Genomic DNA, 15,401 nt, shown 5'->3' on the forward strand with positions numbered 1-15,401 from the left:
GCCCCGCTTACATTCGACTATTTTCCTTGCTTTTTGCCCTCTTGGATAGCGATGAAGGCTCTTGCCCGGCTGATGAATTCTTTCAACACTTTGATGCGGGCATATTCTTTCTGAGTCCCTTCGACAATAATCCACGGAGCATCTTTCGTGTCCGTTCTGGCGACCATTTCGTTCATCGCTTTTTCGTATTGCTCGAATTTTTCATGATTCCGCCAATCTTCATCGGTCAGTTTGTAGTTTTTTTCCGGATCGTTTTCCCGGTCTTTGAAGCGTTTCTTTTGCTCTTCTTTATCTATCACAATCAGGAATTTGATGATCAACAAACCATCGTGGGCCAAATTATGTTCCATTTCATTGATTTCTTCATAGGCAGCGGCCCATCGATGCTCTGGCGTGAAGCCTTCCACCCGTTCCACCAGTACACGGCCGTACCAGCTTCTATCATAGATGGTCATCTTCCCTTTTATCGGTAATGTCTGATAGAAGCGCCAAAGATAGTTATAACGGCTCTCATTTTCCGTAGGTGCTGCTGTCGTGGCGACGTCATAACTGCGGGGATCGATCAATCTTGTCAAGCGGCTTATTGCTCCGCCCTTACCGGCAGCATCCGTCCCTTCGAATACCAGGACACACGGTATCTTTTTCAACCACATTTCGTATACCAATTCACTTGCTTCTTCCTGCAGTTTCGCAAGCTGAGCTTCATACTCTTCTTCTGTTATTGCAGCTTTCAAATCGACTTTGGCTAGTGGCTTTTCCTTCAGGCCGGAACGAATCGGCACTGGTGGTTTCTTTTCGGTTTGCTCAAGGTGGCTCTTCAAAGTGCTGCTTGCAATGCTTATCGCTTCTCGGGAAGCATCTTTCAAATCCTCTGATGAGAGCACGTGCCACGGTGACGCCTCGAAACTGGTCATTTCCAATATTTTATCAAAGTGTTTCAAATATTTATTGTATTTGTTGAGTTGTTTTTCATCGTCTTTCGTGATCAGAAACTCTCTGTACGGATCGCCTTTCAACTTCTCAATCCGTTTTTCCATCGTTTTTTCCGAGTGGTGCAAAAACAGTTTCAGGACGATTGTGTTATCGGCAACCAACATGCGTTCCAGAAAGCTGATATAGCCAAGATGATGTTCCAAGCGTTCATTTTTCACTTTCAAATCGTTCATGAGTTCAGAATAGAAACTGCGATCAAAAAAAGCTATTCTGCCTTTTCCGGGCAAATCCCTCGCGAAGCGCCATAAAAAAGGATGATCTGCATCATCGTCCAGCGCGTCATCAAAGACACTTACTTCGAAATAACGCGGATCCAATTCCCTCGTCAGGTCCTTCAATATATGCCCTTTACCTGAGGACTCCCAGCCATCGACGATGATTAACATGGATGAATCGCTATTGACCAGTTTTCTTTGCAAAGCAGCCAATTCACTGCCGAGTTCAGACCTTTTTGTGCTGGATAATGTCGTGTCTTTTTTGTCAAAATCAAAATCTTTTAACATACGCTACGCCACCTTTTCTGCTTTTCACTATTTTATCATAAAACAGACTGGAACAAAGGGATACGGTTTAGCTGCTGATTGAAGCAACGGGTTTGAAGCCCTTTATTCCGCGTACGGGACTACTTCCAGCGTGACATGATTGTAGTCACCGATGATTTTTGAAACAGGACAGCGTTTATGGGCGGATTGCGCAAGTTTCTCGACGTCTGCAAACTCCATGCCTTCGACCGAAATAAATGCCTTTAAATCGAAATAAAAACCTTTGCCATCTGCTTCCCTGCAGAAATCTACATGAACTTCGGCTTTGCTTCTGGCCGCGGCTCCCCTCGCCTTCAGTAAGGCTTCGATGGTCGCATTCAAGCAAGTTGACCATGATAATCCGAATAGTTGTTCCGGATTGAAGCCGGCTAAATCCTTCAATGGATCTGATGTTTGCAGGGATTCTCCATCCGAAACGGAGGCAGTCCCGTTCAATCCTTGATCATTGATTACTTCCGTATGGTATAACGATTTATTCATAACAAATATGTCCCCTTTCTAACCGCGGATATTGTTTTTGCTTTCCTATATCTTAACATGATTCACCGCATTTGGCTGAAAAAAACAGCACCGGATGTCCCCTAAAGGGAAATCTGGTGCTGTCGGATGTTGCGAAATTAAGCCGTGATCAACTGTTCAAGCAGATCAGGTCTGAAGCCGAAAAATGGCTCAACGCCATCAAAGACGACTACCGGCAAAGATTGGAAACCCAATTCTTTGACTTCGGCCAAGGCCACTTCGGATTCCTGAATGTCTTTGATTTCATAACGGATGCTGTTATCATCCAAAAATTTCTTTGTGAAATTGCACTGCATGCAATTCGGTTTTGTATATACTGTGACATTCTTGTTAGACATGATAGTTTCCTCCATTGGTTATCCGATAAGAATTCTCTTTTCGAATAAAGCTTATGGATACATCATACAGTATTATTTTGTAAAAAACAAACCATATATAGTGATTCAGAGCGGAAATAATCAGTCCAGATCGATGGAAAGTTCTTGTGCAGCGGCCGATGCTTTGAGTTTTTCATAAACGAAATTCATACTTGGCGGGAAGAAAAGCATGCTGATGATGGTCCCTTCACGCACCGTAATAGGGGTGTCGGTAGAAAATGCGATCAGTAATGCGGATGCGATCAACAAAATATCGACTATTTGGCGCACTTTTCCAAAGTTGAAGCCAAAGCGGCTACTGAAGGCCATACAAGCGCCCTCCAAAGGCATATTGATGTAATTCAAGGCCATCATTGATCCGACACCGATTGCTGCTATAATGCCCCCTAAAATGACCATCGCGATTTTCACCCAGTAATGGTCGATCGTCACGCTTGAAAATACCGTGTAAAGCATCAGGTTCATCACTTGGCCGAGGATCAATGTGACAGGAATCTGAAATAATTGTCTCAGTGAAAAATCTTTTTTCATCAAAAACCATTGGATCACTACACATATGATATTCAGTATAATCGCCAGTGTTCCGATTTTGATGCCGGAAAGTTGGCTGATGCTCATGTTAAGGGCTTCGTAGGCACCCACGCCGACATTGGCTTTTACTGTTACGCTTGCTCCGATAGCGGTTATGATTACCGCTACGATGACCAATAGCATGTTCTTTAAATGTTTCCTCATTTTTTCACCTGTCCATTCATTATTCTGCCTTGTCATTATAAAGAAATAAGCAACGAATTGCAATTCGTTGCTTACTCCGGATCATCTATTTATTTTGAGTAGACGACTTTGCCGTCCACTAGTGTATAAAGCGTTTCGCCTTTGACTTTCCAGCCGGTGAATGGCGTATTTGTAGCTTTCGAAAGGAAATCTTCGCTGCGGATTTCGTATTCGTTATCTAAGTTGAATATGGCGATATCCGCTTGGGATCCGATATCCAGTGTTCCTGATTCCATGCCGAACAGTGCAGCAGGCTTGACGGTCATCCAATCAACCAGTTGTTTCAAAGTGAAAACGCCGCCCAAAACGAAGTTGGAGTACATCAGTTGGAAAGCTGTCTCGATGCCTACGATGCCGAATGGAGCGCCTACCATGCCGCCTTGTTTTTCTTCTTCGCCGTGCGGTGCGTGATCAGTTGCAATGCAGTCGATCGTGCCGTCCAACAAGCCCTCGATCAAGGCTGCACGGTCCTCAGCTCCACGCAACGGCGGGTTCATTTTGTAGATGGCAGTATCCGTCGGGATGGAACCATCTATCAGAATCAAGTGATGCGGTGCGACTTCGGCAGTGACATGGATCCCAGCGCGTTTGGCATCACGGATGACGCGTACGCTCTCTTTCGTGGAAACATGGCAGACATGGTAATGACAACCTGTTGCTTCCGCCAAAAGCACGTCGCGGGCGATTTGGATCGATTCCGTCACGCTCAAGATTCCCGGCAAATCCAATTCGTCGGAACGGGTGCCTTTATGCATCACGCCTCCAAACAACAGCGAGTCGTCTTCTGTATGCGCAACAAGCGCGACATTATTCTTTGCGGCTTCTTGCATTGCCAAATACATCGTTCCGGCTGTTTGGACTCCCACACCGTCGTTGGTGAAGGCGAAAGCGCCAGCTTCCAACAATTGCTTCTGATCGGTCAAGACGTCACTGCGCAAATTCTCGGTGATGGGCGCATACTGTTTGACTTTGATGATAGCTGTGTCTTTAATCAGTTGTTGGATAGCAGCGAATTTATCAGCCGTATCCGGAACTGGATTCAGGTTCGGCATTGCGCAGACTGTCGTGAAACCTCCGCGAGCGGCTGCCTGTGTTCCTGTTTCGATCGTCTCTTTATAAGTGAAGCCTGGTTCACGCAAATGCACGTGCACGTCGATCAATCCGGGAGTTACCAGACCGCCCTTGGCATCGATGACTGTTGCATCCGCAGCTGTTCCTTGCAGATCCTGGCCGATTGCGGCAATTTTATCGTCTTTCACATATATCTCTACAGGAATAAGTTCCTCTTTTTGACCCAACATTTTCGCATTTTTTATCCAAACTGACATGTGATCCCTCCACTGGTGAATTTTTATGATTATACGTTCGTTGTTCTTCCGTTTACGATGGCTTCCAATATGGCCATTCTCGCAAAGACGCCATTCTTCATCTGCGTCAAGATCCGTGAGCGGCGGCATTCCACTAGGCTGTCTGCCAATTCCACGTCGCGGTTGACAGGAGCTGGATGCATGATGATGGCTGATTCCTTCATACGGGCTTCGCGTGCGACTGTAAGTCCGAATTGATCGAGATACTCTGCTTTTGTATAGCGCATTGCTTTTCCGCCATGGCGTTCCGTCTGGACGCGGAGCAGCATCATGACATCGACTTCTCCGATGATGTCATCGATTTCCACATGCGTGCCGTATTGATCAAAAGTAGGATCGTACCATTCTTTAGGACCCGTGAAATAGACTGTCGCTCCAAGTCGTTGCAGCATCTGCATGTTTGTTTTGGCTACACGTGAGTGCGACAAGTCGCCGCAGATGGCTACCTTCACTCCGCTGAAAGTATGGAATTCTTCATAGATCGTCAATAAGTCCAGCAAGCATTGGCTCGGATGCTGGCCGGCACCGTCTCCACCATTCACGACGGAAGCTGTAACGCCCGGGCTTTCGATCAACTCTTTGTAGTAGGCTTCCGCGCTGTGGCGGATAACGACCACATCCACGCCGATCGCCGACAAAGTCAGGACTGTGTCATACAGTGTTTCGCCTTTGCTGACGCTGCTAGTCGAAGTGTCAAAGCCGATGACTTGCATCCCCAACTTGTGTTCCGCCATTTCGAAACTTTTGTGTGTGCGTGTGCTGTTCTCGAAAAACAAGTTTGAAGCGTAGATGCCCTCCGTCAAATTTCGATCTGGGAGGACGCCGTTTTTGAATTCGGATGCACGCAGGATCAGGGACATGATTTCCAAATTCGTGAGTTCCTCGACACTTACAAAGTTTTTTAATGCAATCTGATTTGTTGTCTGCATCATTTTAAAGCCCTCCAATTAGTTTTTTGTGAATGGAGGCAAAAAGAACCCGAAGAATTTGTAAGTTCTTCAGGTTCTAGGCCAGCCGCTCGCATATTTGGATACAGAGCGGCCATCTAGTGACCTTGCGGGCCTCACTGGACCCCCTTAAAGTCTCACATTCGCTATTAAGTTGTGCGATAGGATAAATCTCCAGAAAAAAAGCCCATGGTCAAAGAGACAATGGGCATAAAGTCATGATAAAGGCGCAGTAGGCCTGATATGCTCCTTAGTAGTCTCTCTGGACTCTCGTTAAAGGAAATTCATTCTGTTGCTAAAATAATAACGCGCACAATCGCTTTTGTCAATGCTGGCTAAGCGGATGTTGTGTTTTTTCTCAATCAGGCAAAACAAAATCCCTTCAGCCGATGCGTATCGGCTTGGAATAGTCATCATGTCCGATGAGGTCCGTTTCCCATACCGGGAACCCGTACCGAGATGCGTAGTTTCGGCACACTTTCAGAAAGGCAGGCATTTTATCGTCCAAAGCCAGTTGTGTGAATTGTCCGATCAGCATGCCGTTGATTTTTCCGAATGCCCCCAACTGCTCCAGTTGCGCTAAACCGCTACACATCGCTTCGTATCTGCCGCCTGCCGATTCAAGGACAAGCACTTTGTTTTCCAATTCCGGCCAATAAGGGGTCCCTGCCAACTTCAGGAAGCAACGCAGATTCCCGCCTGCAAAAACTGTTGCAGATTGCTTAGAGGCGCGATGATCGCCTATTTTAAATACTCCAGTCCAATCAGCATCGATTTGGTCGATCAAATCACGTAGGGCTTGAGTTTGGAACGCTTCCGCCTTACTCACAAGCACTTTCGGGTTATAGAGGATGTTCTGGATGCCGGTTTTGGCTTGAATTGCATTTACGATTACAGTATTGTCGCTATAGCCGAAGTAAGGCTTGAGATTGTTTTTGATGATCTCAAAATCGAGATAAGGCAATATTTCATTGGCTAAATCCCCACCGGATAAATCAAATATCGCTTTTACGCTCGCATCAGAGTAAAGGGACAATAAAGCCCCTGCACGGGATGCAGGGGCCTCGGTTTGCTGTGTCTCTTTATCCAGAAAAAGGACGTCACTCATTAAGGTCTCAAGGCCAAAATCATTCTTGAGTTTCCGGCTTAGCGACGAAACGATTTCCTGCGAGCGATCATTATTCGTCAATCCGTTCGAACAGCTGATGAAGCCGATCGCATCTCCCGGATGCCACATAAAGATCACTACCTTTCTGTCAGAGCAAGATATCTTGGATGGATAATTCCTGAAGTTCAGCAAATATTTTTTCGGGCGTCAATGTTTTCTTCGTTTCAGCGTCATAATCATTCATGATTTGACCGTGATGCAGCACCAGCATACGATTGCCGTACTGAATGGCGTCCTGCAGGTTGTGGGTGATCATGATGCTGGTGAGGTTGTTGTCGAGCACTTGTTGATTCGTCAATTCCAGAACCAATTTGGCCGTTTTCGGATCCAAAGCTGCCGTATGTTCATCCAACAACAGGATGTCCGGGCGTTTCATCGTTGCCATCAGTAAAGCGATAGCTTGTCTCTGACCACCGGACAAGAGCCCAATTTCTGAGCCCATCCGGTTTTCCAGTCCTAAGCCTAATTTTTTCAGTTCCTCTTTGAAGAATCCTTTTTCTTCCTGTGATGTCCCGAAGCGCAGCGTCCGTTTTTGCCCTCTGCGGTATGCCAAGGATAAATTTTCCTGTACTGTCATCCGTGGAGCGGTACCCATTTTGGGATCCTGAAAGACCCGGCTGATGTAAGGCGCCCGTTTGTCTTCTTTGAAGAAGGTAACATTTTGTCCGTTTACGATGATATCGCCTGTGTCAGGCAGAAAGTTCCCGGAAATGGCATTCAACAGGGTTGATTTGCCGGCTCCGTTGCCTCCGACCAAAGTGATGAAATCACCTTGTCTGACAGTCAGATTGACGTCCTGCAGTGCGTTGACCTGATTTGGTGAACCAGGGTAGAACGTTTTGGAGACATGTGACATCGTCAACATCGCTTCCTGATTAGTCATTTCGCTTCACCTTCTTTCGCAATGAGTACATGTAGTAAGTTTCCTTGATTTTCGGCAACGCCAAGAAGAAGGTCAACAATACAGCTGAAATCAACTTGAAGTCATTCGGGTTCATACCTGCTTCCAATACCATGACCATGATCAGGCGGTACAGGACCGAACCGAGCATCAGGCAAACCAAACGCATTTTGAAAGAGACATTCGTGAACAATACTTCGCCGATGATGATCGAAGCCAAACCGATGACGATCGTTCCGATACCCATGCTGATGTCGGCGTAGCCATTGTCCTGTGCGATGATGGATCCCGCCAAAGCGACGATCCCGTTCGAAATCATCAAGCCGACGATTTTCATTGTGTTGGTGGAAATGCCCAATGAGCGGGCCATTGCTTCGTTGTCACCCGTTGCGATGACAGCTTGACCGAATTCCGTTTTGAAAAAGATGACGTAGAGCCCGATGATCAGGACTACCACCAACAAGCCCACTGTGATCGTGTCGAAATGTCTGGGAAGATTCATATTTTTGAAAACTGTGAAAATCGTATCTTTACCCAACAGACTGATGTTTGCTCTCCCCATCACGCGCAGGTTGATGGAATAGAGTCCGGTCATCGTCAAAATACCTGCCAAAAGACTGGGAATCTGCAATTTTGTGATTAAAAAACCAGTGATCAAGCCAGCTGAGCTGCCAGCAATGATGGCAAATATAATAGCGATATAAGGATTCGCCCCTAAAGTGATGGCTTGAACAGCCACAGCCGCGCCGAGGGGAAACGCACCCTCGGTTGTCATGTCGGCCAAATCCAAAATACGGAAACTTACAAATAAACCAAGCGCCAGAATACTCCAAAGCAATCCTTGGGAGACGGCGGAAATAATCATATTCATTCAGTCTACTCTCCTTTACCTACAAAGATGGCGTTCTGTGCGACATCATCGGGAATCGTGATACCCAATTGGTCCGCTTTCGCTTGATTGATGACCAATTGAATGCCTGTCGCGTATTGTACAGGATAAGTAGCTGGATCGGCTCCCGCCAAGATATCAGCTGCCACAGCACCAGTCTGGGTGCCCAATGCATATTGATTCAAACCGATTGTCGCCAACCCGCCTTCTTCAACCATTGTGTCCACAGCAGGGAACACCGGGATGTTGTAAGAATCCGCAACCGGGATTAATGTCGCCAATCCACTTGCAATGGTGTTGTCTGTCGGTACGTAGATGGCATCCACTTCAGAAGCAAGGCTTTCAGCGACTTGCGCGATATCGTTCGTTGAAGTGACAGTTTTTGTTATTGTCTTCAAGCCTAATGAAGCAGCAATTTCCTCAGCCTCTTTAGCGGAGCTGATTGAATTGTCCTCAGCCGATGAATAAAGGATACCGATCGTTTTGGCTTCAGGAAGCAATTGTTGAATCAGAACAAATTGATCGCGCGCCGGAGTCTTGTCGCTGACGCCGGTGATGTTGCCGCCCGGTTTTTCCATAGATGCCACTAGACTGGCAGCTACCGGATCAGTGATGGCTCCCAAAATGATCGGAATATCGCTGGATGCATTAGCCAACGCTTGTGCTGCAGGGGTAGCGATGCCGATCATGATATCCGCGTCATTCGAAACGAACCGCTCTGCTATCGACTGCATATTGGACTGATCGCCTTGCGCATTCTGGAAATCGATTGTTGCCGTTTCGCCGTCCACATAACCGGCTTCTTCCAATTGGTCGATAATGCCTTCCCCAATCTGATCGAGTGCCGGATGGGTCGTCAATTGCATAATGCCGATGTATGGCAAATCCGGATTGATGCTGTCGGTTGAGCTTGCTGCGGAACCGTCTGAAGAGGTGTCCGAATTATTGCCTTCTGTATTGCCGCATGCCATCAATACTGTTGCTGCCATTAGGGTCAAGATACTTGCCCGTGCTCTGAATAGTTTTTTCATTTCTGATTCCTCCAATTTTTCTGCTTCTTATTCTGTAAAAAGGTGATAAAAAAGCCGCCATCTGAACCCAAGTATGGCGGCTGAATACAGAAAACGCCACACAGACCGATATTGTCTATGTGGCGGCTTAAATATCTTTAGTAATCCACATAGATACTGTTCAGATGTTTCATCTGAGGCTGTATCTACGGACAATCAATACGTCACAAAGAACAACCTACTCCACGTGGCTTTGCCAATCGAAAAAATTCACTTTGGAAACGCGAGTAAATGTTGACATAAATGATTGCTCCTCTATATGATTGATAATTTAATAGTAACCAATGCGAAAAACAAAGTCAAGAGTAGGATTAGAAAAAGATGAGGTATTCTCATATTACCTTCCCCACCCTTAAAAAAAAACAAAAAAATGACCCAGGAAACCTCCTGCGGTCATTTTTTTCCCTTGAATGGCCCAAAAAAACTTCGTGGGGGAAGTTGATATTGGCTTTCGAGATGATCTTACCTGTTTCGCGTGTACGTGTAATCGAAGTGTGCAGAATAAAAGACGGATATGCATTGAATAATGGCAGTATACATCTGCAAAATATAGCTTATGAATAACTGAGCAAAACTCCACACCTTGCAATCTTGTTGATTCATCCATTACGTACTCCATCCCCCCAAGGTTATCCCTCATTACCATACACAGTAATGAGATTGTTGATATGCGACAAGCCGCCAAGTTAAGCTGTCGCGATGGTTTCATTTTGGATATCGCAACCCTTTTCTTCTGCAACACCGCATGAAGCTACATGTAAATAACTATCTGTTGATTATTAGGAATGAACAACAGGCCCCCATTATGACGGGCTCCAATCATAGTGGTGCTGACATTCAAAAATACCGTACAGTAAGCGTTTACAATTGCATTCATGTTTCGATTACTTTCTTAGTATAAGTCACTATAATCGTAAATGCAACATTAAATGTTATTTTATTTACTTTTATATAATCAGTCGCAAAAATCAGCCTGATGCCTGTCCAGGATTCAATTTATATGGTGTCATTTGATAAAACGGATTTCTCGAGATCTATCCACCCGGAAAATCAGTTGGGAATGCTGACGATACCTATGTATAAGCATTTCATCATACTATCTTTACACTTTGTTCACGAGGATTTTACATTTTTTGAATGAGATATCCAACACAACTTGCATTGTTGTTTATTAAAAATCGGCAAACTCTGAAAATCAAATATAATAGCACTATGTTGAGTATTCGCTTGGGAAACTAACAGTATTTTGTTTTCATCCACCCCCCTCCCGAATTTTGAATGTCAAAAAAACGAATAACTCCCCTTGCCTTTCAGGACGTTGGAACGTCTGTATGGTGCTCCGAAAGAAACTCGAAGGAGAAATCATCGAAGAGATTCACTAATTAGGCAATGACCGGATCCTCATTTTCTGTTTTCAGAACTTCGATGCACTTGGCGACCAGCAGTAACTGGAGCCCATCGTCGAATTGATACTATTCTTGTTTGAATACACTTTGTAGTTGTCGCATTTTTTAGCGACCGTTCGTTTACAACATGTGTTTATTTCTAAATCTACCTCTTTTAGAAAAATAAAAGTAAAAACCCGAATATTTTCGCACGTTTCTTATTTATTCTGAGATTACCAAAAATAACGAAACTTATGTTTGTGTATTTTTCCGTTGTTAGGGTTGTACATTGTCTTTCCGCATGCCGTTTTGGATATCTGTCATCCGGTGAATGATAATATAGGTACATACCAAGTGCGCCTTCCCTTATGGTTTGCACCAAAATATGACACAATGAAGAAACACGCCAGACGGCGGAGATGATATGGTATAATGAAAGGCGTATATTGACATGTACTAGGAGGTGTTTTCATGTCTTTTGATGGTGTATTTACACGTGCCATGGTCAAGGAATTGAACCGCGACCTGGAAAACGGAAGGATCAGTAAGGTCTATCAGCCGTTTCAGCACGAAATTATTCTTACCATACGGGCCAATCGGAAAAACAAACGGGTATTGCTGTCAGCTCACCCATCCTACGCTCGGATACAAGTAATCAATGATAACTTATCCAACCCCGATTCAGCGCCCAATTTCTGTATGGTGCTGCGCAAAAATCTGGAGGGTGCCTACATCGAAGACATCAAACAATTGGGCAACGACCGGATCATCATTTTCTCATTCCGAAATTTCGATGAACTCGGCGACCAGCGCCAGATGGAATTGATCATCGAATTGATGGGTCGCCACAGCAACATCTTCCTGATCGATAAGCAAACCAGGATGATCATCGATTGTCTGAAGCATGTGCCGTTTTACCAAAACAGTTTCCGTCCGCTGCATCCAGGCGTCGCCTATCAGTTGCCGCCCCATCAGGACAAAGCGAACCCTTTTGAGATGGAAAAGGAGGAACTGGCATCTGTCTCAGCCACATTCAACGATGAATTACCGCTGTTCAAATCATTGCAAGGAGCTTTTCAGGGCTTGGGCAGCGATTCCGCAATGGAAATCAGCTACTATACGGAGCAGGATGGGTTGTCTGCAGCGGATGCGATTCTCGCATTTAAACAACAGCTGGACACAGCTATCCCTACATTGACCGAGGAATCCGCAAAGAAACAACATTTTACACCCTTCCCGTTCCGGAGTCTTCCGGGAGAGAAAAGGCATTACGACAGCCTCAGCGAATTGTTGGACGCCTACTATGATGAAAAAGCATCCCGGGACCGCATCAACCAAGTGGCTTCCGAGCTGCTCCATGTCGTCAACACGGAACGCAAGAAGAATCAGCTGAAGCTGAAGAAGCTGGACCAGACGCTGTTGGAGACGGAAAAAGCTGATGTCTACCGGATCAAGGGAGAGATCTTGACGGCCTATCTGCATCAAATGAAAAAAGGCGATATGGAAGTGACGCTCAACAACTTCTACGATGATGAGAATCCGATAACGATTGCTTTGAATCCAGCGCTGACCCCTTCCCAGAATGCCCAAAAATACTTTTCCAAATATCAGAAGCTCACCACTGCCGTCGCATACGTGAATGAGCAGGTCGAACATACCCATGCAGAGAACGAATATTTGGAATCCATCGAAACGCTGATCCAACTCTCCGACCCGCAGGACTTGGAGGACATAAAGGACGAGCTGCGCGAATCTGGATATTTGAAGAAAAAGTACAAAGGTAAACAGAAAAAACACAAAACCAGCAAGCCCCACAAATTCCTGTCATCGGACGGCACGACCATCCTGATCGGAAAGAACAATGTGCAGAACGACCAGCTGACGCTGAAGACGGCAAAAAAATCGGATATTTGGCTGCATACGAAAAACATACCCGGTTCGCATGTCATCATCGAAAGCAATTACCCTTCCGAGGAGACGCTCTTTGAAGCGGCGACATTGGCCGCTTATTATTCCAAGTTCCAGAATTCTTCGAACGTGCCTGTCGACTACGTTGTGGTCAAGAACATACGCAAACCAAACGGTGCGAAACCCGGCTTCGTCATCTACGAAGGGCAAAAAACCCTTTATGTAACACCGGATAAGGAACTGGTCCGGACGCTGAAGGCCGATTGAGAGCAGATTACCGTTGCATCGCAAAATCGATAATACAAAGTTCGCTTCTCCTAAAGCGTGCAAAGAGGCCCGAGAAATATTTCTCGGGCCTCTTCATATGCCTGCAAATGATCGCATCATCCCTACTTTCATCCATTAATCGTCTTGTTAACCACTCACCGATTGACATAATTATGGCCTTTTTCTTTTCGAACTGGAGGGAATGCCCAAACCCATGCGGTATTTTGCCACTGTCCTACGGGAGATGTCGATTCCCTGCGCGGTGAAATGATCGGCAATCACCTGGTCGGAAACCGGCTTTGACTTTTCTTCGCTGCCGACTATTTGCTTTATTTCGGTTTGGATGACGATGGATGAGATGGCTACCTGATCTCCGTCATCCTCTTTCATAAAACCGCTCCGGAAGAAAAAGCGCAATTCAAAGATGCCTTTCGGGGTCGCCATGTATTTGTCGTTCACGACCCGGCTTACCGTCGAAATACTCAGGTCCGTCAGTTTGGCGATGTTTTTCATCGTCATAGGCTTCATCGAGGAGGCTTTTTCCAAGAAATAATCCGTCTGCAGCTGCAGGATGGCTTCCGTTATTTTGATGACGTTCTGTGTCCGTTGGAGAACACACTGCTGAATCCAGGATATTTCTTTCTTTTTTTCTTCCAGATAACGTTTCATATCTTTATCCGCCAACGCCAGCAATTCGCTGTAATAGTCTTCGTTGAACGCAACCGATGGCAGACCGCTTTGATTGAACGAGACGTCCAGTGAGTTGTCCTCGGCTATTGCTACATGGATGTCTGGTTCGATGAAGACCGTCTCCTCGAATACGGTCTCCCACTGCAGCTTCGTCTGCAGCTTGCTCATGTAGGTGATGATTTCGATCAGTTCGTCATGTTCGATCTCCTCGACGTCCCTAATCGACTCCAAGCGATAGGTAGATAGCTCCTTGAAATAATTTTCCAGTATGTAGTAGGCTAGCGGGGGCGACTGTTCGTCCCTTTCGGTTTGCAGCATCAGAAACTCCTGCAGGTCTCGGGCACCGACACCGGGAGGATCCAACTGTTGCAGGAGCGTTAAGGCATCCAACACTTCCGTTTCCTCGGCCGCAGTTGCCTCCGCAACCTCTTCCAGCTTGATATCCAAATAGCCGTCATCCGTCACGTATCGGATGAGAAACAGAACCAGCTGCCTGAGCGGCGTGTTTTTCATGTTCAGATAGATCTGTTCATGCAGAAAATCATAGAGGGATTGATTCTTGCTTTCCATGCGTTCATACCAGGGCGTCTGATTATCCGCCGTGTATACATTGGAGACGGCCACAGCGCCCGTGTCCGATGCCCGCTTTTTGATGTCCATCAACGGATTACCCAATGCCTGGTCCTCTATGTAGCTGGATAGTTCCGACATGGGCATCTGCAGAATGTGCAATGCCTGTCGCAACTGCTGCGTCATCTTGATCGATTGTTGTTGCGTTTGCTTCAGCTGGAATTCCTGCCTCGCCATCACTATCACCTCTTCTCTGTTCTGGTCTTCTGTGTCTAAAAATACATGGAACCAGTATACCACCATTGGAGCGCTTACTTGCAAAAAATGAATCAAAAAACCCGACAAACAAGATTCCAGATCTTGTTTGCCGGGTTTGACATGGCAACTATTCGGACGTAGGATTAACCCTTGAACCAGTTCTCAGGGTCTTTGCTCCAGTCTTTCAATAACTCCAATTCTGCTTCGGAGATGTAGTTTGTTTCATGGGCAACTTCCAGCAATGTGCTGTAGTTGGACAACGTGTCGATCGCAAGACCGGCATCGGCAAAATTTTTCGTTCCTTTAGCCAATTCATAAGTGAAGATAGCGACGCAACCCAATACGTTTGCGCCTTCCAGCTCAGCTGCTTTGGAAGCTTCGATGACGCTGCCGCCAGTGGATATCAAGTCTTCGACTACGACCATTTTTTGGCCTTCAGTAATTTTGCCTTCGATTTTGCGGCCTGTTCCGTGGTCTTTCGCTTTGCTGCGGATGTAGACCATCGGCAAGTCCAAAATGTCAGCGATCCAAGCTGCGTGTGGGATGCCTGCAGTCGCAGTTCCGGCGATCACTTCTGCATCCGGGTATTTTTCTTTGATCAGATCAGCCAATCCTTGCGCAATCTGTTTGCGCACTGCCGGAAAGCTCATTGTCACACGGTTATCGCAATAGATCGGGCTTCTCAAACCTGATGCCCAAGTAAACGGGTCTTGCGGGCTCAAGCTCACTGCTTTGATGTCCAATAATGATTTTGCTACTTCTTTTGCTATCGTCAT

The 15,401-nt window shown here is 46.0% G+C and carries 13 protein-coding genes; 1 reads left to right on the forward strand and 12 read right to left on the reverse strand.

Annotated features, from left to right (window positions below):
- Positions 1-17: 17 nt before the first annotated feature.
- The 10 genes from C7R56_RS03745 to trpX all read right to left on the reverse strand — a co-directional run bounded on the left by C7R56_RS03745 (position 18) and on the right by trpX (position 9,508).
- Entirely contained in the window at positions 18-1,496 is a 1,479-nt protein-coding gene (locus tag C7R56_RS03745) for a phosphate:AMP phosphotransferase (RefSeq protein ID WP_107995252.1), read from the reverse strand.
- Positions 1,497-1,598: 102 nt separating this feature from the next.
- Positions 1,599-2,015: an OsmC family protein gene (locus tag C7R56_RS03750; protein WP_107995253.1), complete on the reverse strand. Its 417-nt coding sequence runs from the start codon at positions 2,013-2,015 to the stop codon at positions 1,599-1,601.
- A gap of 137 nt (positions 2,016-2,152) precedes the next feature.
- Positions 2,153-2,392 carry a glutaredoxin-like protein NrdH gene (gene nrdH / locus C7R56_RS03755; protein ID WP_068559518.1) on the reverse strand — a complete coding sequence of 80 codons (240 nt, stop codon included), beginning with the start codon at positions 2,390-2,392 and terminating at the stop codon, positions 2,153-2,155.
- Between the two features lie 120 nt (positions 2,393-2,512).
- Positions 2,513-3,166 carry a YczE/YyaS/YitT family protein gene (locus C7R56_RS03760; protein WP_159072149.1) on the reverse strand — a complete coding sequence of 218 codons (654 nt, stop codon included), beginning with the start codon at positions 3,164-3,166 and terminating at the stop codon, positions 2,513-2,515.
- Between the two features lie 89 nt (positions 3,167-3,255).
- A complete protein-coding gene (locus C7R56_RS03765; RefSeq protein WP_107995255.1) occupies positions 3,256-4,533 on the reverse strand; it encodes a dihydroorotase in 1,278 nt (425 codons plus the stop codon).
- A gap of 29 nt (positions 4,534-4,562) precedes the next feature.
- Positions 4,563-5,504 (reverse strand): aspartate carbamoyltransferase catalytic subunit, encoded by a 942-nt coding sequence (locus tag C7R56_RS03770; RefSeq protein WP_107995256.1) that lies wholly within the window; start codon positions 5,502-5,504, stop codon positions 4,563-4,565.
- A 397-nt stretch (positions 5,505-5,901) separates the two neighbouring features.
- Complete coding sequence (locus C7R56_RS03775; protein WP_107995257.1) at positions 5,902-6,756, reverse strand: LD-carboxypeptidase; 855 nt, start codon at positions 6,754-6,756, stop codon at positions 5,902-5,904.
- Positions 6,757-6,775: 19 nt separating this feature from the next.
- On the reverse strand, positions 6,776-7,570 hold the full coding sequence (locus tag C7R56_RS03780; RefSeq protein ID WP_107995258.1) for an ABC transporter ATP-binding protein: 795 nt from the start codon (positions 7,568-7,570) through the stop codon (positions 6,776-6,778).
- Positions 7,563-8,459 carry an ABC transporter permease gene (locus C7R56_RS03785; RefSeq protein ID WP_107995259.1) on the reverse strand — a complete coding sequence of 299 codons (897 nt, stop codon included), beginning with the start codon at positions 8,457-8,459 and terminating at the stop codon, positions 7,563-7,565. Before C7R56_RS03785 ends, C7R56_RS03780 begins: the two co-directional genes overlap by 8 nt.
- Positions 8,460-8,464: 5 nt before the next feature.
- Positions 8,465-9,508 (reverse strand): tryptophan ABC transporter substrate-binding protein, encoded by a 1,044-nt coding sequence (gene trpX, locus C7R56_RS03790; RefSeq protein ID WP_234402568.1) that lies wholly within the window; start codon positions 9,506-9,508, stop codon positions 8,465-8,467.
- 1,895 nt (positions 9,509-11,403) lie between these two features.
- Here trpX and C7R56_RS03800 point away from each other — a divergent pair.
- Entirely contained in the window at positions 11,404-13,107 is a 1,704-nt protein-coding gene (locus C7R56_RS03800; protein WP_107995261.1) for an NFACT RNA binding domain-containing protein, read from the forward strand.
- Positions 13,108-13,278: 171 nt separating this feature from the next.
- On the opposite strand, the gene rpoN is transcribed toward C7R56_RS03800, so the two are convergent.
- Together rpoN and pyrE are read right to left on the reverse strand one after the other, a co-directional pair.
- Positions 13,279-14,604 carry an RNA polymerase factor sigma-54 gene (rpoN, locus tag C7R56_RS03805; RefSeq protein WP_159072150.1) on the reverse strand — a complete coding sequence of 442 codons (1,326 nt, stop codon included), beginning with the start codon at positions 14,602-14,604 and terminating at the stop codon, positions 13,279-13,281.
- A 164-nt stretch (positions 14,605-14,768) separates the two neighbouring features.
- Complete coding sequence (gene pyrE / locus C7R56_RS03810) at positions 14,769-15,401, reverse strand: orotate phosphoribosyltransferase (RefSeq protein WP_107995263.1); 633 nt, start codon at positions 15,399-15,401, stop codon at positions 14,769-14,771.

The sequence above is a fragment of the Trichococcus paludicola genome, from assembly GCF_003052295.1.
Classification (GTDB): Bacteria; Bacillota; Bacilli; order Lactobacillales; family Aerococcaceae; genus Trichococcus; species Trichococcus paludicola.